The sequence below is a fragment of the Enterococcus sp. 12F9_DIV0723 genome (assembly GCF_002174375.1).
Classification (GTDB): Bacteria; Bacillota; Bacilli; order Lactobacillales; family Enterococcaceae; genus Enterococcus_A; species Enterococcus_A gilvus.
In genome coordinates this window covers 784,803-804,879 of the sequence record NZ_NIBK01000002.1, presented here as the reverse complement: position 1 = coordinate 804,879, position 20,077 = coordinate 784,803, and the positions used below count along the sequence as shown (strand labels likewise).

Annotated in this window: 25 protein-coding genes; 22 read left to right on the top strand and 3 right to left on the bottom strand. The window is 42.1% G+C overall.

Annotated features, from left to right (window positions below):
• The first annotated feature begins 114 nt into the window (after nt 1–114).
• The 5 genes from amaP (at nt 115) to A5868_RS16895 (ending at nt 2,660) form a co-directional block, all read left to right on the top strand.
• Nucleotides 115–684, top strand: coding sequence for an alkaline shock response membrane anchor protein AmaP (gene amaP, locus A5868_RS16915; protein ID WP_086305067.1), 570 nt, complete (start codon nt 115–117; stop codon nt 682–684).
• A 10-nt stretch (nt 685–694) separates the two neighbouring features.
• Nucleotides 695–895 (top strand): DUF2273 domain-containing protein, encoded by a 201-nt coding sequence (locus A5868_RS16910; protein WP_086305066.1) that lies wholly within the window; start codon nt 695–697, stop codon nt 893–895.
• A 75-nt stretch (nt 896–970) separates the two neighbouring features.
• On the top strand, nt 971–1,570 hold the full coding sequence (locus A5868_RS16905) for an Asp23/Gls24 family envelope stress response protein (protein ID WP_086305065.1): 600 nt from the start codon (nt 971–973) through the stop codon (nt 1,568–1,570).
• A gap of 39 nt (nt 1,571–1,609) precedes the next feature.
• Nucleotides 1,610–1,855 (top strand): GlsB/YeaQ/YmgE family stress response membrane protein, encoded by a 246-nt coding sequence (locus tag A5868_RS16900; RefSeq protein ID WP_010779121.1) that lies wholly within the window; start codon nt 1,610–1,612, stop codon nt 1,853–1,855.
• A gap of 229 nt (nt 1,856–2,084) precedes the next feature.
• The gene (locus tag A5868_RS16895) at nt 2,085–2,660 is read left to right on the top strand and encodes a hypothetical protein (protein WP_086305064.1); all 576 of its coding nucleotides are present in this window, start codon (nt 2,085–2,087) and stop codon (nt 2,658–2,660) included.
• A gap of 115 nt (nt 2,661–2,775) precedes the next feature.
• Here A5868_RS16895 and A5868_RS16890 read toward each other — a convergent pair whose 3' ends face one another.
• Complete coding sequence (locus tag A5868_RS16890; protein ID WP_086305063.1) at nt 2,776–3,147, bottom strand: hypothetical protein; 372 nt, start codon at nt 3,145–3,147, stop codon at nt 2,776–2,778.
• Between the two features lie 71 nt (nt 3,148–3,218).
• Between A5868_RS16890 and A5868_RS16885 the strand changes: the two genes are divergently transcribed.
• The 6 genes from A5868_RS16885 (at nt 3,219) to A5868_RS16860 (ending at nt 8,356) form a co-directional block, all read left to right on the top strand.
• Nucleotides 3,219–4,639, top strand: a protein-coding gene (locus A5868_RS16885) for an IS3 family transposase (RefSeq protein WP_441316144.1) whose coding sequence is annotated in 2 segments (ribosomal slippage) — nt 3,219–3,696 and nt 3,696–4,639 — 1,422 coding nt in all. Because the reading frame shifts where the segments join, the coding sequence is not laid out codon by codon here.
• A 315-nt stretch (nt 4,640–4,954) separates the two neighbouring features.
• Nucleotides 4,955–5,698 carry an SDR family oxidoreductase gene (locus A5868_RS16880; protein WP_086305062.1) on the top strand — a complete coding sequence of 248 codons (744 nt, stop codon included), beginning with the start codon at nt 4,955–4,957 and terminating at the stop codon, nt 5,696–5,698.
• A gap of 13 nt (nt 5,699–5,711) precedes the next feature.
• A complete protein-coding gene (locus A5868_RS16875) occupies nt 5,712–6,566 on the top strand; it encodes an aldo/keto reductase (RefSeq protein ID WP_086305061.1) in 855 nt (284 codons plus the stop codon).
• A gap of 15 nt (nt 6,567–6,581) precedes the next feature.
• Entirely contained in the window at nt 6,582–6,983 is a 402-nt protein-coding gene (locus A5868_RS16870) for a MerR family transcriptional regulator (RefSeq protein ID WP_086305060.1), read from the top strand.
• Nucleotides 6,984–7,015: 32 nt separating this feature from the next.
• A complete protein-coding gene (locus A5868_RS16865) occupies nt 7,016–7,714 on the top strand; it encodes a flavodoxin (RefSeq protein WP_086305059.1) in 699 nt (232 codons plus the stop codon).
• Nucleotides 7,715–7,777: 63 nt separating this feature from the next.
• Entirely contained in the window at nt 7,778–8,356 is a 579-nt protein-coding gene (locus A5868_RS16860; RefSeq protein WP_086305058.1) for a histidine phosphatase family protein, read from the top strand.
• A 28-nt stretch (nt 8,357–8,384) separates the two neighbouring features.
• Here the strand turns inward: A5868_RS16860 and A5868_RS16855 are convergent, their stop codons facing one another.
• Entirely contained in the window at nt 8,385–9,278 is an 894-nt protein-coding gene (locus A5868_RS16855; RefSeq protein ID WP_086305057.1) for a MurR/RpiR family transcriptional regulator, read from the bottom strand.
• Between the two features lie 248 nt (nt 9,279–9,526).
• On the opposite strand from A5868_RS16855, the gene A5868_RS16850 reads away from it, so the two are divergent.
• Both A5868_RS16850 and A5868_RS16845 read left to right on the top strand, forming a co-directional pair.
• Nucleotides 9,527–10,546 carry a Gfo/Idh/MocA family oxidoreductase gene (locus tag A5868_RS16850; RefSeq protein ID WP_086305056.1) on the top strand — a complete coding sequence of 340 codons (1,020 nt, stop codon included), beginning with the start codon at nt 9,527–9,529 and terminating at the stop codon, nt 10,544–10,546.
• An 18-nt stretch (nt 10,547–10,564) separates the two neighbouring features.
• A complete protein-coding gene (locus tag A5868_RS16845; RefSeq protein ID WP_086305055.1) occupies nt 10,565–11,545 on the top strand; it encodes a Gfo/Idh/MocA family protein in 981 nt (326 codons plus the stop codon).
• A gap of 42 nt (nt 11,546–11,587) precedes the next feature.
• Here the strand turns inward: A5868_RS16845 and A5868_RS19160 are convergent, their stop codons facing one another.
• Nucleotides 11,588–11,731, bottom strand: coding sequence for a hypothetical protein (locus tag A5868_RS19160; RefSeq protein WP_010779132.1), 144 nt, complete (start codon nt 11,729–11,731; stop codon nt 11,588–11,590).
• Between the two features lie 291 nt (nt 11,732–12,022).
• Between A5868_RS19160 and A5868_RS16840 the strand changes: the two genes are divergently transcribed.
• From A5868_RS16840 to A5868_RS16800, 9 genes are all read left to right on the top strand, one after another.
• Entirely contained in the window at nt 12,023–13,003 is a 981-nt protein-coding gene (locus A5868_RS16840) for an aldo/keto reductase (RefSeq protein ID WP_086305054.1), read from the top strand.
• A gap of 177 nt (nt 13,004–13,180) precedes the next feature.
• Complete coding sequence (locus A5868_RS16835; protein ID WP_010779134.1) at nt 13,181–13,594, top strand: MerR family transcriptional regulator; 414 nt, start codon at nt 13,181–13,183, stop codon at nt 13,592–13,594.
• Nucleotides 13,595–13,640: 46 nt separating this feature from the next.
• Nucleotides 13,641–14,486 (top strand): Cof-type HAD-IIB family hydrolase, encoded by an 846-nt coding sequence (locus A5868_RS16830; RefSeq protein ID WP_086305053.1) that lies wholly within the window; start codon nt 13,641–13,643, stop codon nt 14,484–14,486.
• Between the two features lie 59 nt (nt 14,487–14,545).
• The gene (locus A5868_RS16825; protein ID WP_086305052.1) at nt 14,546–15,427 is read left to right on the top strand and encodes a LysR family transcriptional regulator; all 882 of its coding nucleotides are present in this window, start codon (nt 14,546–14,548) and stop codon (nt 15,425–15,427) included.
• Between the two features lie 97 nt (nt 15,428–15,524).
• Nucleotides 15,525–16,049: a flavodoxin gene (locus A5868_RS16820; protein ID WP_086305051.1), complete on the top strand. Its 525-nt coding sequence runs from the start codon at nt 15,525–15,527 to the stop codon at nt 16,047–16,049.
• A 17-nt stretch (nt 16,050–16,066) separates the two neighbouring features.
• Nucleotides 16,067–16,477: a cupin domain-containing protein gene (locus tag A5868_RS16815; protein ID WP_086305050.1), complete on the top strand. Its 411-nt coding sequence runs from the start codon at nt 16,067–16,069 to the stop codon at nt 16,475–16,477.
• A gap of 64 nt (nt 16,478–16,541) precedes the next feature.
• Nucleotides 16,542–16,859, top strand: a complete 318-nt coding sequence (locus tag A5868_RS16810) for a carboxymuconolactone decarboxylase family protein (protein WP_086305049.1) — start codon at nt 16,542–16,544, stop codon at nt 16,857–16,859.
• Between the two features lie 8 nt (nt 16,860–16,867).
• Entirely contained in the window at nt 16,868–17,605 is a 738-nt protein-coding gene (locus A5868_RS16805; protein WP_086305048.1) for an SDR family oxidoreductase, read from the top strand.
• Nucleotides 17,606–17,991: 386 nt separating this feature from the next.
• Nucleotides 17,992–20,061, top strand: coding sequence for a BglG family transcription antiterminator (locus A5868_RS16800; protein WP_086305047.1), 2,070 nt, complete (start codon nt 17,992–17,994; stop codon nt 20,059–20,061).
• Nucleotides 20,062–20,077 lie beyond the last annotated feature (16 nt).

Genomic DNA, 20,077 nt, shown 5'->3' with positions numbered 1-20,077 from the left:
TATTTATGAAAGCGAGGAAGAAAAGTGGTGCGACCATTTTTAAAAAATACGAGATAGTTATTTTATAATGATTGCCCAAGAACAATTCATATCAACTCTTTAAGGAGGCGCATTATGAATCGTGGAATAAAAGCAATCGGTATTCTTTTCTCTGTGTTGTTGATGTCAGTATTATTGATGGTAATCGCAATCAGTTCACCCTATTTGACTCTTCCTTTCGGTATCCGACGAAACAATTTCTTAATGACAACGTTGTCCAACGATTATTTTCGTCAGTATCTCTTTTGGTTAGCTTTAGTATTCGCTGTAGTAGTACTGATTTTTATCTTGTTCCTTATTTTTTATCCAAAGGGAAAACAGACGTTTGTTTTGAAAGAAAACAAAGGCCGCTTATCCTTTAGCAAACAAGCGATAGAAGGATTTGTCCGTTCCAAGATCGAAGGGGTTGGGTTCGTGGACTCACCGCAGGTCAAGGTTCGTGCAACCAAGAACAAGATCAAGGTCAAAGTAAAAGGCAATTTAAATCGAACGTCCGCCCACATCGGAAAAACAGGAACGTTGATGGAAGACATTCAAAAGGAATTGCAGGAAATTTTAGGTAGCCGTGAACAGGTCAAAGTAGATGTCGCTTATACATCATTTGAAGAACATCCGAAGACTGAAAATCAGTCACGCGTGAAGTAGGAGGGAGCACATGAAAGATTTATTTAATAACTATAAACTCCCAATTATTTTTGGCGGATTGGGACTCATTTTAGCGATTCTGTTTGTATCCATTGGTTTTTTTAAAACGTTGGTGATCATTATGTTAACAGGATTAGGTGTAGCGCTAGGCTATTACTTTGAACAAACGGGTCTACTTGATGAATTTATGTATAAAAGAAAGAACAAATGAAGCTATCTATGCTTTTCTAAGTGTACTTAGAAGGCATGAAAGATAAATACAATTATATTATAGGAGGAATTGTACATGGTAGAAAATTTTGAAAAGAAAAATTTAAACGAGAAGGCAGGAGCTTCGACACCGACTCATTCAAATCCCACACATAACAATCATGAGTCTGATGAAGTTAAAGGAGAAGTTTCGTACGACGACAAAGTGATTCAAAAAATCATTGGTGTCGCAATCGAACAAATCGATGGCTTACTAACAGTTGATGGCGGCTTTTTCTCAAACGTTGCGGGCAAATTAGTAAACACAGATAACGTGACTGCAGGTATCGAAACAGAAGTCGGCAAGAAGCAAGTAGCTGTGGATATGGACGTTGTGGTGGAATATGGAAAAGACATCACTGAAGTAGCCAACAAGATCAAACGAGTGGTTCGTGATGAAGTCGGCAAAATGACACATTTAGATGTTATTGAAGTGAATATTCACGTTGTTGATATCAAAACAAAAGAAGAGTTTGAACAAGATAGTGAAACCGTACAGGACAAAGTAACAAGTGCTGCTAAAACAACAGGCGAATTCGCCTCAGAACAAACAGAAAAAGCAAAAGACGCAGCAGGACGCGGAACAGATAAAGCAAAAGAAAAAATCGATGAAAACCGCGAACCGCGTGTCGAGTAATAAATAAAAAATAGTCACTAAAAATAGGAGGAATTAATCATGGGTTTATTATGGTCATTAATTATTGGAGCAGTTATCGGAGCGATCGCCGGAGCAATTACAGGTAGAGGAAACAGCATGGGCTGGATCGCCAACATTATCGCAGGTTTGGTAGGTTCTGCTTTAGGACAAGCATTATTAGGTTCTTGGGGCCCTTCATTAGCCGGCATGGCTCTAGTCCCATCGATCATTGGTGCGGTCATTTTAGTACTGATCGTGTCATTCTTCTTAGGCAGATCAAAATAACGAATCGTCATAATCAATAGAAAAACTTTTAAGTATTTCGACTCCAGTCTCGTAATGAGAGTGGAGTTTTTTCTTTGTTTAAAAAAAATACTCAAATCATTTATTTATTTTCATAAAATAGTTTTTTTTCGTTGGAATACCGCTAGTCAACGGACTAAGTATCTTTTATACTATGAATGAAAGCGGTTGAGTCGAGCGGCTTGCAAAACGTAGTGTTAGGGGGGAACTGATGACAATCAATTATGAAAAAATACAACAGAGCTATGGGAATTACCGAACAGCACGCGTGATTTGGATCACGACATTAAAGGAAGAACACCTTCTCAAATGTGATGTTCTCGATAAAGATGGAACGTTACTCTATCGCGTCATTGAACCGCCAGAAAGTGACAATTATGAACTTGCGGACGAAGGAAAATTAACAAAGGATCAAGTGTTGGAGATCGGAAGGCTCATGGAGACAAATAATCCTCTCTATGAATGGGATCAAGAGGATATGGAGGACACGATCCTGATGCTGGGGAGCTTTGGAAAAGAAATGTCGATACAACAATGGATGGCAAAGACCAGCTTTAAAAATCAAGAAACGATGCTGACCTATGTTGTTTATTCTGGTGAATCCCTTGAGGAAAGTCAGCCCTACATTGAGCATTTAGATAAGAAGTTAACCGAAGACGAGATTATCGAGCAACACCTGCTTCAAAAAATACAGCAGGATGAAGAAATCGGCAGCATGGAGGTGACCATTGCCAGATCAGGGATGGTCAGCAGTTACTTTCTTACATTTGAGACGGAACGTGGATAACAAAAGAGCCCGCTTATGCGCGCTCTTTTTTTGTCGAGTAGGGGGAGTTAGGCCGGTTCATTTACCTAGCTATTGCGAATCAGAAACAATTGCTAGCAACTCGCATGTCACGGCTTCAATAGATTCTGGGATCGATCGCGGTTGGACTAACTAAAAAATCTGATTTCGTGAGGGATAGCTCATCAATGATCAGCGCCTCCAACGCCTCGGCAGAAAGAGTAGTGTTCACTCTGTAGATTTTAGTGCCGTAATTCGTCCACTCTGCCTCGTAAACCAAGCCGCCGACACCGCGAATATCGGGCTTGCCGTTATAAAAAAGAACCATGAAATCAAAAATATAGTGCCCTTCACGTGTAATCCTAAAATTCTTCTCGCTTCGATCTATTTTTCGTCCGACCTGTTCATATAAGGCGAGGGGTTCTCGCCCCCACACATCAGATTCCTTTTCATCGATGTTATTACTGAGAGCTTTTTTCTTGAAAAACATAACGATTACTCCATTCTGAGCCGACCCCCAAAAGTTAGACCAAAATCTAACTCTTGGAGGTCGGTATTTTTATGGCTAAATATAGTTTTGAATTCAAATTGAAAGTAGTTCAAGAATACTTAGATGGGAAAGGTGGTTATAGCTATTTAGCAAAGATACATTCGGTTAAGGATAGGAGACAAATACTAGATTGGGTGAACTCCTACCGGGAATTTGGCGAAGAAGGTCTTCTCAGAAAACGTAAAAATGCGAATTATTCTGTTCAATTTAAGTTGGATGCGATAGAGTTATATCAAACTAGTGAGCTGTCTTATCGTGAAATTGCCAATGTACTTAAAATGAATAATCCGTCTCTCATTGCCAATTGGATGAGAAAATTTCGGGATGATGGTATCGATGGACTCACAAAAACGAAAGGATGTCCATCCGCCTTGGCTGAGAAAAAAGAACAGAAAAAGAAACGTTCAATTGAGTCAACACCGGAAGAACAAGACCGTATTAAAGAATTAGAAAAACAAGTGCGTTCCCTTCAGATTGAAAATGCCTTTTTAAAAGAGCTGAGGAAGCTGCGAAAACAGGAAGCCCAACAAAGACGAACGAATCAATCGCACGAATCATCAACAGCCTCCGAGGATCATTCAAATTAGTTGAGCTTCTTGAGACGTTGAACTTTCCTAAAGCGACGTTTATGTACTGGCAAAAACGATTTGACAGAGAAAATCCCAATCAAAGAATCGAAGCCGAAATGCTTCGTATTCGTAAAGAACACAAAGATTATGGCTGTTTACGAATGACCAACGAACTAAAAGATCGAGGCTTTCATGTCAATAAAAAGAAAGTTCAACGTTTGATTCGAAAACTAGGGATCGAAGTCCGTTCCTACACACGGAAATCACGTCGCTACAGCTCTTACCGAGGAAAGGTCGGCAAAGTGGCGAAACACCGAATTCGTCGTCATTTTTACACGAGCATTTGTCATCAAAAAATTACGACCGATACAACAGAATTCAAGTATTTTGAAATAGATACCAAAGGCGTGATCCGACAAAGAAAGTTATACTTAGACCCGTTCATGGACATATATAATAGCGAGATTCTTTCGTACCGCATTTCAGAAAAGCCGAATGCCTTGGCAATTATGGAAGGTTTAGAAGAAGCCATCGCGATCACGGCTGATTGCCCCTATCGCCGCACCTTCCATTCGGATCAAGGTTGGGCTTATCAAATGAAGGACTATCGTCAAGAACTAAAGAAACAGAAAATCTTTCAAAGTATGTCTCGCAAAGGAAATTGTTTAGATAATTCAATCATGGAGAACTTCTTCAGTCTTCTGAAACAAGAAATCTTTCATGGAGAAACCTATCACAGTTTTGATGAACTAAAAAAGGCGATCGATGACTATATCTATTACTACAACAATCACCGGATGAAACAGAAATTGAACTGGAAAAGCCCTGTTCAATTTCGAAAAGCTGCACAGAAAGCGGCATAATTGCCAGCTTAACAAACAAAAAACGGAGTAGAGAAATCTACTCCGAAATAAGTCTAACTTTTTGGGGTCACTTCATTCTTAGAATAACTAATTGATGATGCTTTTTTTTTAAATACTGTGTTTGGATATTATCAATTATACTGAAAAAAAGCCTTCAGATAGTGAAATTCGTCTTTTTGAAACAAGTGACGGTTAAAAGAACAAGTGTGCTTTCTGATAACTAAGGAGAATAATTAATCGTACAAAAAATAGATTTTCCTCTTGCCTTGAAGTGAACTCCAAGGTGTATGCTTGATTCATCAGGAGGGATTTAGAATGAGAGAAAGCAAAGTAATCGTAATTACAGGAGCTTCCAGCGGCATCGGAGAAGCGAGTGCTAAGCTGCTTGCAGCACATGGGAATCGCGTCGTTCTGGGTGCTCGCCGGGAATCTAAACTAAGGGAAATCGTTGAGGATATCCGAAATAATGCTGGAAAGGCTATTTATCAGGAAACAGATGTCACGGATAATCGGCAGGTCGAGGCCCTTGTTCAGTTGGCGGTGGATACCTTTGGAAGGGTCGATGTATTGATCAACAGCGCAGGGATCATGCCCCATTCCCCATTAAAGGATAAGCGGATCAAGGATTGGGATCAGATGATCGATAGTAATATTAAAGGAACACTTTATGGGATCGGAGCGGTGCTGCCTTTTATGAATGCACAAAAAAGCGGTCAGATTATCAACATTTCTTCGGTGGCTGGTCATTATGCTCATGCTGGCGGTGCTGTGTATTCTGCGACAAAATGGGCCGTTCGTGCCATCAGTGAGTCTTTGCGGGAGGAAGTGGCGCAGGACGGATCGAATATTCGGGTCACGATCGTTTCGCCAGGCGCGATCAATACCGATTTATTATCTTCGGTCACTGATCCGACTTTGAAGAAAAACTACGAAACATTTTATGATCATTTTGGCATCTCTGCGGATCGTGTAGCGGCAACGATCCAACAAGCCATCGACTTGCCTGACGACGCGGCGTGGAACGAAATTATTATTCGTCCGACAAAACAGGTACAATAGAGGAGGAGCAGCAATGGACAACGTTACATTAAACAACGGCGTGAAGATGCCGATTTTAGGATTTGGTGTTTATCAGATCTCGGACCTTGAAGAATGTGAAGAGATCGTCTATCAGGCGATCACTCAAGGGTATCGCTTGATCGATACCGCGGCAGCTTATGGAAACGAAGAAGCCGTCGGAAAAGCGATCAAACGCAGTGGGATTCCTCGTGAAGAATTGTTTCTAACGACGAAATTATGGATCAGTGATGCGACGTATGAGGGAACGAAAAAAGCGTTTCAACGATCGTTGGAACGATTAGACTTGGAGTATGTGGACCTTTATTTGATTCACCAACCATTGAATGATGTCTATGGTGCCTGGCGTGCGATGGAGGAGCTATATAAAGAAGGCAAAATCAAAGCGATTGGTGTAGCGAACTTTTATCCAGATCGTTTGATTGATTTAGCAGCCTTCAACGAGCTCACTCCGGCGGTCAATCAAATCGAAGTCAATCCTTTCTTCCAAAGAACAGCCGATCAAAAGGCAATGGTCGAAAAGGGTGTGCAGGTAGAGGGTTGGGCACCTTTTGTGGAAGGTAAAAATAACTTGTTTCAAAATGAGCTGCTGCAACAAATCGGGGATCAATATGGCAAATCTGTTGCACAAGTCATCTTGCGCTGGCATATTCAACGAGGCATCGTGTCAATTCCAAAATCTGCGAATGTCGCTCGGATGCAGCAAAACTTTGACGTGTTTGATTTTGAATTATCAGCAGAGGACATGGATAAAATAACGACATTGGATCAGCAGAAATCCAGTTTCTTTGATCATCGTGAGCCGGAAGCTGTGGAGAATTTGATAAGTTTAGTGAGAACCACTGAGTGAGAAAGGAGAGAAGACATGAATATCAAAGAAGTCAGTGAAAAGTATGAGCTTTCGGCAGATACCTTGCGTTATTACGAACGGATCGGGGTGATCCCGCCGATTACTCGCGATAAAAATGGGTATCGGGATTTTTCTGAGAAGGATTTGAACTGGGTGTATTTCGCCAAAGTTTTACGCAATGCGGGGGTGTCGATCGAAGGGTTGATCGATTATGCCAGTCTTTCTCGCGAAGGCGGCGAAACCTTGGGTGCAAGAAAGGCGATTTTGCAGGAGCATCTGGATGAGTCGGAAGCGAAAATCAGTGCATTAGAAGAAGCGCGGGATTATTTGAAATACAAACTAGATAATTTTGATACTCATATGGTCACTTATGAAAAGGAAAAACTCCAAATCAATAACGAGTTGAAGGAAGAGTGAGGATGCAGCCAACCTGGGAAGGTGGAAAATAAATGAAAAAACGATTCGGGATTTTAGCAGCGATAGTTGCGATTGCCGCGTTGTCAGCTTGCGGCAATACGGAGAATCAGTCTCAAGATTCAAGTTCTACTGGAAATCAGTCAGAAGATTCGGCTCCTGTTGCTCCAGCGCCAGAGAAATTTAGGAAGTCATTGGTGGTTTATTTTTCAGTGCCGGAAACAGATGATCCTAAAAATATGACCCAAGAAGAGGAAAACAGCGCGGTCGTGATCGATGGGGAAGTTCTAGGCAATACACAATATGTGGCGCAAACGATCCAAGAACGAGTTGGAGGGGACCTTTTCCGAATTGAACCTGACAAAGCGTATCCGACAGATCATGAGGAGCTGGTGGATCTGGCTAGTAAGGAACAAGAGGAGGGGGCACGACCAGCATTAAAAGAAAAAATCGAAACGATGGATCAGTACGAAACGATTTTTCTCGACTATCCAAACTGGTGGGGAGACATGCCCATGATCCTTTACAGTTTCTTGGACGAAACAGATCTCGCTGGGAAGACCATCATCCCTTTTAATACTCATGGCGGCAGTGGTTTTTCTGATACGATCGATTCGATCAAGAAAGAAGAGCCCGGCGCCAAAGTAATCGAAGACGGCTATTCCGTCAATCGTGATGAGGCCGCCGACAGTAAAGAAGCGGTGATTAAATGGTTGAATGACTTAAACATCTAAAGAGGCTAGAGCGCTGCGAATAACACTTGCAGCGGTCAGCTATTAAGGAAATGGAGTGAAAAAATGAAAACGATCTATTTGATGCGTCACGGGGAGACGTTATTTAATCAACAGAAAAAAATACAAGGGTGGTGTGACTCGCCCTTAACAGAGCTTGGCAAGAAGCAGGCGCTGATCGCGCGGGATTATTTTGTCAGAAACAAGATTGAGCTAGATAGTGCCTATGCCTCTACCTCGGAAAGAGCCTGTGATACGTTGGAGCTGGTAACAGATATGCCTTATAAACGAGTTAAAGGATTGAAGGAATGGCATTTCGGTGATATGGAAGCCGAACACGAATATTTGAATCCACCCTTGCCCTACGGTGATTTTTTCACTAAATTTGGCGGGGAAGGGGAAAAGGACTTTCGAGCACGAGTGGCACAGACGGTTCTTGAACTGGCTCGGAAAGATCAGGGGAAAACGATTTTGATGGTTTCCCACGGAGCATCTTGTCGGCAATTTATGCGGGAATGGGAACACAAAACCAAGATAGATCTACAAGGGAGAATCGCAAATTGCTGTATTCTGAAATTTGCCTTTGAAGAGGATCAGTTTGAGTTGCTGGAAATAATCAATCACGATTTTTCACTCATTGTGTAAAGAAAAAGACGAATTTACTTTACGTTTGTTAAGTAAATTCGTCTTTTTCTTTTGATTTGGAAAGTTCTGAGAGTGTTCCCGTTTCGATCCAGGCATTTTTCTTTTTGAATTCTGTCAGATTTTGTTGGAAGTTTTTGGCATATAAAAGGGAAAAAAGGGTATCTAAGAGATACTCAAACGCCACCTGTGACGAAAAGGTGCTGACTTTTATAAAATCCATCTCTTCTTGGGTAAATACCAGTGTCCGAGTCGCAAGTGGAATCAGATGTGAACGGTTGTTCCCCGTCAGCAGCAGTGAAGGAATGTTTTCATTCAAGAAATGTTTCATCATCCGTTCGTACTGCGGCACATTTGCCCGGTAGGTAATAAAAATGGCGCAATCCTTGCTCGTAAGACTGGCAGCGTGCCATTCTTCATCGGCATATTCATCTGCGAGAATCAAAAATTTATTGATTTTGATCAACTTGTTTTGAAAGCTGCGTGCGCGAATTTGAGAATCCCCCTGTGCAAATAGAAAAATTCGATCGGCGTTCGCTAATAGATTTGCTGCATCATCCAAAGCCCGTTCATCTAGCTGAGCGTAGGTCCGTTGCACAGTGTTGATCGTCAAATCTGCCAGCTTTTTAGCGATTTCTTTTGTAGAATCTTGTGCTGTAAAAGGGAAATTAGCATCTACTGGATCGGCCCGATAAAGGTCACTGTGGGCTACCTCAGAGATTGCCACGCGGAAATCCCGAAATCCTTCATACCCCATTTTTTTCGCCAGACGAATCACTGAAGAATGGGAGGTGTACGTGTCTTTGGCCAAATCAGCGACATTGATGGCCGGGATCGTTGGCAAATGCTGCAAAATATAATCCGCAATCCGTTTTTCCGTAGTGGTCAAGTCATTTTGCAGCCGCAACTTATCGATTAATAACATGGGTGTCACCTTCTCCTTTGTCACTCCGTTTATTTTGGAGGGTACTCTTAACAGGTATCATAACGTATTTTGTCGGTTTCCAGAAGAATTCTCTCTAGTTTGTAGAAATTTCTGGTAGAAATGTTCAGAAATCGAAGCAGTTTTCACGAATGCGTGAATAAAATGACCTGTTTTGCTGAAAAGGCTTCTCAATAAACGGGTTTCTTCTATAATAAAGGTAACAACAAAAAATTTGGAGGGATCTACACATGCTGACGATTGCCTATATTGGAAACGGAAAAAGTACAAATCGGTACCACTTGCCATTTTCTACGAAACTACCAGAAAAAATCACCGTCAAAACAATCTACTCGCCAAGTGGGCGAATCACTTGGGAGAAAAATCCCGGCACGACGTATACATCGGACATCAATGACATCTACAATGACCCAGAGATTCAATTGGTCGTGGTGACAACGCCCAGTCCGCTGCATTTTAAATTAGGCAAAGACGCGTTGGAGCACGGAAAAAATGTCCTGATTGAAAAACCTTTTACAGAAACCTCTGACGAAGCCAAGGAATTGTACAGATTGGCGGAGGAAAAAGGATTATTTGTCCAATGTTATCAAAATCGCCGGTACGATTCTGACTTTTTAACCGTTCAAAAAGTGATCGAAAGCGGTGTGCTAGGGGATCTTTTAGAAGTCGAGATGCACTATGATTACTTCCGTCCAGAAGTACCAGAGAGTGTTGAAACCTTCTCTATTGGAACGAGCTATCTCTATGGACATGCGTGCCACACGCTGGATCAAGTGATCTCGTATTTTGGTCGCCCGGATGACGTCCACTATGAGGTTCGCCAGCTTTTAGGTGACGATCGAATGAATGATTACTTTGATCTGGATTTGTTTTATGGTCGTATGAAGCTTTCAGTGAAGTCGAGCTATTTCAGGCTAAAAGAACGTCCTAGTTTTGTTGTCTATGGTAAGAAAGGTGTCTTTGTGAAGGAGACCAAAGACCGCCAAGAAGAGCACTTGAAAATGTTCTATATGCCAGAAAACAAAGATTTTGGGATTGATTTACCGGAGCATTACGGGACATTGACGTACATGGACGATGAAGGAACCTACCATGAAGAAAAGGTCGTTTCTGAAATTGGCGACTATAGCCGCGTCTACGAGGATATTTATGACACGCTGATCAACGGGAAACCTAAAGTTGTCAAGGATGAGGAGACACTGCTGCAAATCGAGATGCTGGAAAAGGGTATCCAACCACTCACACGATAAAGAAAGCGAGGAAAAAACATGAAATTAGCCATTTTTGGTTCTGGGAAAATCGTGCAAGAATTTTTATCGATCACGAAAGATTTATCGGAGATTCAGTTAAAGGCGATTTTAGGAACAAAAAGAAGCCAAGAAAAAACGGAAAAATTAGCTGAGGCATACGGAATCGATGCCGCCTACACGGACATTGAAGAATGCTTGAAAAGCGACGCCTTCGACACGGTGTATGTAGCGGTGCCAAACCACCTTCATTACAGTTTTGCAAAAAAGGCCTTGGAGGCAGGGAAGCACGTGATCTGCGAGAAGCCCTTTACTTTGAAGTATGGGGAATTAGTGGAGTTGGAAACCCTCGCATCAGAAAAAGAGGTAGTATTGGTAGAGGCGATCACCAACCAATATTTGAAAAACTACCAAGGAATCAAAGAAGCGAGCCAGAAAATCGGCGCATTGAAAATCATTGAATGCAACTACTCGCAATATTCCTCGCGCTATGATGCCTTCAAAGAAGGAACCATTTTGCCAGCCTTCGATCCGAAAAAGGGCGGCGGCGCCTTGATGGATATCAATATCTACAACATTCATTTAGTGGTGGGACTGCTTGGCAAACCAAAAGACGTTCGCTACTTAGCCAACATCGAACGAGACATTGATACGTCTGGCATGCTGCTGCTGGATTTTGGCGATGTGAAAGTTGTTTGTATTGGTGCGAAGGATTCGCAAGCGACCATTCGCTCAACCATTCAAGGGACAGAGGGATCGGTCGTGGTGAATGGACCGACGAACACGTTAGACAGCTATACGACAGAAAAACTTTCAGGAGAAAAAGAGACCTTTGATCACAAAGATCATCCACACCGCATGTTTGATGAGTTTAAACTCTTTAGCCAAGTGATCGATAAAAATGATCAAGCATTTGTAAAAAAACAATTAGAGCATAGCAAAATCGTAATGGCCATCGTTGAAGCCGCGATCAACGATGCTGGAATCGTCTTGGGAGAATAACAAATAAACCGCACAGGATTTTACTCTGTGCGGTTTTATTTATTATTGTCCCCAATAAAATAACCCATAATAGAATAAATAGCCCCATCCAAACATCCCGTGGAAGAAGGCCCAAAAAAGACTGTGCCATTTTCTATAAGAGACGATAAATGCAAGGATATTTCCTAATCCGATCGCTGAATTCATTGGTCACCTCAAATCTTTCTTATTTAAATAACATATAATAAATAGAAAATGGTACTATATGAAGAATAGTGTCGTATAGTACATGTGTCGTTTGGATAACAAAAAAAGAAGAATCTGGCGCTTAGATTTCACCGTGAAAAGAGCGTTTTAGGAAAAGCAATTTTTTCAAGAATGTTCTCTATACTAAAAAGGATAAAGACAAATTGAAAAAAAGGCAATCTTTTTAATAAAACGCTTGCCTTAAAGTGGACTTCAACGTGTATGGTATAGAAAAGAAAGGTGTGGAGACGAATGGATTATGTGAAGTTGGGAAATACAGGATTGGATATTTCAAGAATTTGTTTAGGTTCTATGAGTTTTGGCGATCCGAAGAATTGGATTCATGAGTGGGTATTGGAAGAAGAAGAGAGTCGTCCCTTGATCAAGAGAGCGCTGGAGTTAGGGATCAACTTTTTTGACACTGCCAATGTCTATTCATTAGGAAGAAGCGAAGAGATTCTCGGGAAAGCATTGAAGGATTTTGCGACGCGTGAGGAAATCGTTCTGGCGACAAAGGTTCATCAAAAAATGTTTGATGGGCCAAATGGGCAAGGGCTGTCACGAAAACACATCATGGCGCAAATTGATCAAAGTTTGCAACGACTTCAGACGGACTATGTTGATCTTTATATCATTCATCGTTGGGACGAAAATACGCCGATCGAAGAAACGATGGAGGCGCTGCATGATGTCGTGAAATCGGGCAAGGCTCGGTATATTGGCGCATCCGCGATGTTTGCGTATCAATTTCAACAGGCGAATCATGTGGCTGAAAAAAATGGCTGGACAAAGTTCGTATCGATGCAGAATCATCTGAATTTGATCTATCGGGAAGAAGAGCGGGAGATGATCCCTTATTGCCGTTCAGAAAAAATCGCTTTGACGCCCTATAGTCCGATGGCCTCTGGACGGTTGCTCCGTGACCGCTCTCAAGTGACGAAGCGCAGTACAACAGATACCGCACAAAAAGCAAAATATGACGAAACAGCGGAAAAGGATCAGGTGATCATTGATCGTGTCGCTGAATTAGCAGAAAAATATGAAACGAACCGGGTCAATATCGCACTTGGCTGGGTGCTGCAAAAAAATCCCGTCGCAGCACCAATAATCGGAGCGACTAAAATGAAGCATATCGAGACGGCTGTTGGTGCAGTGGATTTCAAGCTCTCAGAAGAAGATGTCCGTTATTTGGAAGAACCGTATGTTCCTCATCGAGTCGTAGGACATAGCTAAAATCGAAGAAAAGCACTAATCGTTTTACAAATAATCAATAAAAAAGGGCGTATATCAGAAATGCGGATGCTATTACGCAAAGCTCCCTTTATTCTGAGCCGTAAGACTGATAGAATTGAACGAATAGGATGGTTATTATAGAGTGAAACGGCAAAACTTAAAAAAGGAGCGGTGACTATGAATATTTCAGAAGTGGCTGCGAAGTTTCATATGACGCCAGCGACGATCCGTTACTATGAGAAGCAAGGGCTGCTTCCGCCGATCACCCGAAACGAGTTGGGTATTCGAGACTTTCAGGAAGAGGATATTAAGTGGGTCGAATTTATTAAGTACATGCGCGATTCTGGCCTATCCATCGAGTCATTGGCGAGGTATTCAACCCTCTATCAACAGGGCGATGCGACGTTATTGGAACGGAAGGAAATCTTGATTCAGGAGCACGAAAAATTGGTTGAGAAGCAGAAGCTGATCCATGCGACGATTGCTCGCTTAGAACAGAAATTGGATAATTACGATCACATGATTCAAGTCTGTGAACCGCAGTTTTCACGAAATCATAAGATTTTTGGGATAGACCGTGTAACCAGATAGAATCTGAAATTGTACAAAACGTTATTTTAAAATGATGGGGGATAAAATGGGAAAAGTAGTGTTTTTGGATATTGATGGTACCTTGTGCAATGAAAGCGGACGTGTTCCAGAAAGTGCAAAAGAGGCGATCCAGCAAGCCTATGAACAGGGGCATCAGTTTTATTTATGTACGGGAAGGTCAAAAGCTGAGATTCCTGACGATGTGCTTGCACTGCCGATCAGCGGCATTATCGGTGCTGGCGGAGGCTATTGCGAAGTGGAAGAAGAAGTTATTTTACACCGTGTATTTGATGCGGCTGAGCTGAACAAACTGATCCAGTTCTTAGAGGCGCATCAGGTAGAATATTACCTTGAATCGAATCAAGGATTATTTGCGAGTGCCAGCTTGAGAAAGCTGCTCATTCAGCTTACGTTGGGAGAAACGGCGGAGGATTCACCAGAAGGACAAGCAAAAATCCAATCGGTCAAATGGTTTTTAGATTTGCTGATTGAAGATCCCAGCAAAATCGACTATGAAGACGTGAACAAAGTGTCTTTTGTAAATCAATCGATTCCTTATGAAGTCATTCATGAGGAATACGACGGTGATTTCCAAATGCTGAGAAGTACCGTTTCGGCCTTTGGTCCTGACAGCGGGGAGATCGGGCTGAAGAACATCAACAAACGAACAGCTATCGAAACGCTCCTGCAGCATATTCAACGAGAAAAGGCTGAATGTATCGCCTTTGGAGATGGCGTGAATGACATCGACATGTTTGAAGCCGTGGCACTGGGAATCGCTATGGGCAATGCAAAAGAGGAACTAAAAGCTGTCGCGGATGAGGTCACGCTGTCTCATGATGAGGGCGGTATCGCCTATATGCTTGAGAAGCTGGACCTTATCAACGCGTAAGCTTTTTAATCCTCAGGGCTAATCTGCTATAGTGAAAGAAAAGTAAAAAGGCGGAAGTTATGGAAATCAGACTTTTACGATATTTTTGGGCTGTTGCACAGGAAGGAAACATCTCTCGTGCTGCTCGGATCTTAAATATCACCCAACCTACATTAAGTCGTCAAATCAAGGAGATGGAAGAAACGGTCGGTGCACCGCTTTTTCATCGTGAAAAGAATCGGTTGAGTTTGACAAAAGATGGGTATTTTTTGAAGGAACGAGCCGAGGAAATCTTGGCGTTGGATGAGAAGTTGGAACAAGCCTTTTCTGCTCAACGAAAGGAGCAACTAAGCGGAACGATCGCCATTGGTTGTGTAGAAGCGGACAATTCAGACACCGTGGCTATGCTTTTGGAGGAGCTGGTCAGCGACTATCCTCAGATTCAGTTCAATCTAGTGACTGGAACGAGTGATGATATTTCTGATCGCCTAGAAAAAGGAATTTTAGATCTGGCAGTTTTGCTGGAGCCGATTGATTTGAGGGAAGTGGAGACCCTTCTGCTCCCTCGGGAAGAGCGATGGGGAATCCTCGTTTCTAGAGAATTATTTATCGCGAAAAAGGACGTACTGACTCCTGAAGATATCAAAGGGCTGCCGCTGCTATGCTCAAGTCGTCCAGAGGTCCAAAGGCTACTTGCAAAATGGTCGGGAAGTCCGTTTGAGCAACTGAATGTTGTTGGAAATTTCAATTTGATATTCAATGTTTTGCCTTTGGTGGATCATAAAGTCGGGGCAGCGCTAACCGTTGAGGGGGCGATTTCTGATCGGAAATTAGAAGAATCCGTCTTTATCCCGTTGTATCCCACAGTCAAAACAAACTGTGTATTGGTTTGGAAAAAGCGTCTGCAAACGCCGGCTGTACAAGAATTGATCAACCGCTTCAAGTATGCTTTTCAGCTATAGTAGTATGCTGATATAAGCATTAGATAGTAGGAACAATGAGCTGTATTCTGAATGTATTCAGAATATCGCTCATTTTTTTTATGAAGGAGGCTGCCCGATGACTTCAATAATAATTTTTTTTTCTCGAGCAGGAGAAAACTATATTGATGGTAAGAAAAAAATGATTTCGGTCGGAAACACCGAACGATTGGCCAGAATAATCAGTGAGCAGACACAACTAGCCACGTATTCGATCCGTCCTATTGTTCCCTATCCAGTTAAATATGAGGAAGCCGTGGAGCAGGCAAGACTAGAAAAGTTACAAGCTCAACGAGTGGACTATCAGAAGGAACCAATCGCTTTAGAAAAAATTAAGACCGTTTTTCTTGGTTTTCCTAATTGGTGGGGAACCTATCCGCGGATCATTCAGACTTTTTTAGCAGATCATGAGTGGAGAGACAAGGTGATCTATCCCTTTTGTACGCATGAAGGCAGTGCTTTTGGTTCAAGTCTGGAGGAGCTGTCTCTTGTCTGCAGCGGCGCGGAGATCAAAACCGGGTTAGCGATTCGCGGATCAAAGAGTGAACGTGCAGATACTGCGATAAAAAATTGGTTGCTTTCTTATTCGAAACAACAATCATGAAACAGGAGGAAAAAAGAATGGTAAAACATAAAGAAGTTGAAAATGGCGTGATTTTTCCCGTTGGCGAAAAGAACGAAGCGTATGCGGAATTTTTCGTCGGTCAAAGCTATCTCCATCCACTGATCGCTGATCCGACGATTGACGTAGGTGTTGCAAACGTGACCTTTGAACCAGGTTGCCGCAATAACTGGCACATTCATCACGAGGGCTATCAATTATTGTTAGTTACTGGGGGAGAAGGGTGGTACCAAGAGGAAGGCAAAGAAGCACGTCGTCTAAGTGCAGGAGATGTGGTCATCACCCATGATGGGGTCAAGCATTGGCATGGCGCCGCAAAAGACAGTTGGTTTGAGCATATCGCTGTCACCGCGGGCACACCCGAATGGTTAGAGCCTGTATCGGATGACTGGTATGACCAACTAAAATAAGGACTTGAATAAATAAAGTAAACCTAAATTAAAAAAGTTTACCTTAAAGATAGGAGCATAGCAAATGGAAAAACAAACAGCAGGAAGAGAAAGATTAGGTGAATTTGCCCCGCAGTTTGCAGCGTTGAATGACGATGTATTATTTGGAGAAGTATGGGCTAAGGAAGACGAGCTTTCCGCCCATGACCGCAGTATGATCACCTGTGCAGCCTTGTTGGCGATGGGTGCGCCTCAATTAGAAGCACATCTAAAAATAGCAAAGAAAAATGGCGTGACAAAAAAAGAAATCGTCGCATTGATCACACATCTCGCATTTTATGCGGGGTGGCCAAAGGCGTGGAGTGCGTTCGTGTTAGCAGAAGATATTTTTGAACAGAATTGAGGGATAAAATGAATAAAACTATAGAAGGAAAAGTCGTGGTGATCACAGGGGCCTCCTCTGGAATTGGGGAAGCTACTGCAAGAATGCTGGTTAATGAAGGGGCGAAGGTGGTATTGGGCGCCCGGCGAGAAGAAAAGTTGCAGCAATTGGTAGAAGAATTCGGAGAAACGAGTGTTTACGCCACTACAGATGTGCGGAAATCTGAAGAAGTCGAAGCTCTAGTTGACTTAGCGGTAAAAACGTTTGGAAAAGTGGATGTATTATTTGCGAATGCTGGAATCATGCCGGCTAGCAATATGAGCGAGCTAAAAACAGAAGAATGGAATGACATGATCGATTGCAATATCAAAGGAGTTTTAAATGGTTTAGCCGCGGTGCTTCCTCATTTTACCAAGCAAAAATCTGGGCATGTATTAGCCACAAGCTCAATTGCAGGGTTAAAAGTCTTTCCAGGAAACACTGTTTATACCGGGACAAAATTTGCGGTACGAGCGATCATGGAAGGCTTCCGAATGGAGTCTGCGTTGGAAAAAACGAATATTCGTACTACAACGCTTTATCCAGGAGCCATCTCAACGGAATTATTGTCTACGATTTCTACACAAGAAGTCAAACAAGGGATGGAAGAGTTTTATCAAATCGCCATCACTCCTGAAGCGGTAGCGAAAACCGTTCTGTTTGCTATTCAGCAGCCAGACGAGGTGGCTATCACAGAAATGACCATTTTGCCAAGTGTGCAGGCGTAGAAAAAAGAAAATGCAGTACCTGAATGTTTAAGCCATTCGGGTACTGTATTTTTTTGTGGGCTCCTCATTTATTGACTTGATACAATCTGTTATTTTATGATTAACGTTCGATTATTTATTGTTGAGATAGCAGAAGAAAAGGCAACGGAAACGGCTCTTTTTTCATGAGCAATCAGGTATCTTAAAGTAGAAAAGAGTCGTTGAATAAAAAAATAAACGCTTCTGAATGACGCATAAAATAACGGATTTAAGTAAGACTCTTTATAAGAAGAAAAACATCTTTTTTAGGTTGCGCTTACATTGTTGCCAAAAAACATTGCAAAAATCTCTACTTATCAAGAAAAATAAAGGGTTATATACTCACCTTAGACGAGAGGAAGATATAAATGAAGGATCGAACAGTTAATATATTACGTATTTTTATAACTTCTGATTATCCTGTCACTTTGGCAAAGCTGGAGGAAGAATTTCATACAAGCACCCGAACCATCCGAAATGAGTTGCGAGAAATCAATCATTTTTTGGTGGAAAAACACTTTACAGAAATCAAAAATCTGCGAAAAAGAGGGTATCGACTGGTTTTATCTTCAGAGGAAAAGAAGTCCCTATTGTCTCACTTAGGTGCGACAGAGGAGACGCAATATTTGGATCGCGAAAATCGGATGTTTGATTTGATTCTTTCTTTTTCATTGAGCAGGAAGCCCGTCTTCTTGTATCAAAAAGAAGAGGATTATCAAATTTCGAAAAGTACGCTGGATGAAGACATGCGTCGGGTCAGGAACATGCTTGCGGAATATGGGATCGAGGTACTAAGTGTCGCGAAGCAAGGCATCGTATTGAAGGGGGCAGAGCGGTCGATTCGAACGATGATCTATGAGGTCATTAATCGTTCTGTAGGTGTTATTTCTCCGCAGTCTGAGCAAGAATTTTCGGTTAATCGAAGGATTTTGTCCAGTTATCTTTCGGAAGAATTGTTTGAAAAGCTGGATCACTTGTATGCGTCGTTTGTGAATTTGGAAGAAGACGCGATTTATCGGAATCAGATGCTGGTCTTTACCGCCGTTTGGCTGAATCGTTATTTACGAGAAGACCTTATCGCAAGTTCTGCGTGGGAGGCACCGGATACTCCTCAAAGTGAGATTCGGGATTTTGTAACAGCGATCTGCGAGACTTTTCAGCTCTCCCCTCCAGAAGTGGAGATCAAATACATTGTTTTTATGCTGAATACCTTCAATTCGCGGGACATGAACAATTCGATCGAATGGGTTCAAGCGCAATTGTTGTCGATCCAGTTGATGCAGTTTGTTGAGGAAAAAACCAAAATTCCTTTTTCCAGAAAAGAAGAATCCTTACAGGAAGGCCTCTACAAGCATTTAGTCGGCATGATCAATCGAGTGAAGAGCAATATCCAGATCGTCAATCCGCTGAAAGAAACGGTCAAAAAAAATTACGGCAATATATATGCAGCGATCCAACAATTTACTCCGGCTATCGAACAAGTAACGAAGAAAACGTTGAGTGAGGACGAGCTTGCCTTTCTCACCATTCATTTTTCGACTTCGGTCAGTTCGATCAACCAAGACCTCCACTACATCTATAAAGCAGTAGTGATCTGCAACCACGGGGTAGCGACTGGCAAGCTGTTGTCTGAAAATCTGAAAGAGTTATTTAATATCGAAGTGCTGGCCGTATTGAGCTCTAGAGAATTAGCGTTGATTGAAAAATTGGATGTGGATTTGATCTTTAGTACGGTGGCGATTCGTTATTCAGAAAAGCCGGTTTTAGAGTTAGAACCCATTATTAAAGAAGAAAGCAAACGCCGAATTACGGCATTTTTAACAGAAAATCAAAAACTTAAACGTTTGGTCAATCATCAAGATTCGACACATCTATTTTCAGCACTGATCGAGACCGTTGAGAAGAGCGGGGGAAAAGTGACTGAAGGTATTTACAAAGAATTGGAAACGCTTTTTGATCAAAACCATTTAACGATAAACAAGAAGGAGATTCAGCCGATGTTAGAAGATGTTTTAATAGACAGCAACATTTTATTGAATGAGCAGGTGAAGACTTGGGAGGAATCTATCCAGCGAGTGTCGGAACCGTTGATTAATGAGCGGGTGATCGAGCCAAGGTATGTCACGGCGATGATCGACTCAGTAAAGGAGTATGGTCCGTATATTGTAATCGGGAAATACATCGCTTTGGCCCACGCGCGACCGGAAGACGGGGTCAACCGCTTAGGCGTGAGCGTTGCTACGATCAATGAACCGATCGCATTCGGAAATGAAGAGAACGATCCCGTGAAAATCATCTTTTGTCTGGCTGCGGTGGACTCCTACTCTCACTTAAATATCATGAAGAGTCTGATCGCTCTGATCAATGATGAAGAGAAGATAGATCGTTTAAGCAAAGAAACGGATGTCGATCGTTTCAAGGAAATTTTATTTAGTTAACGGAATTATGCATAGT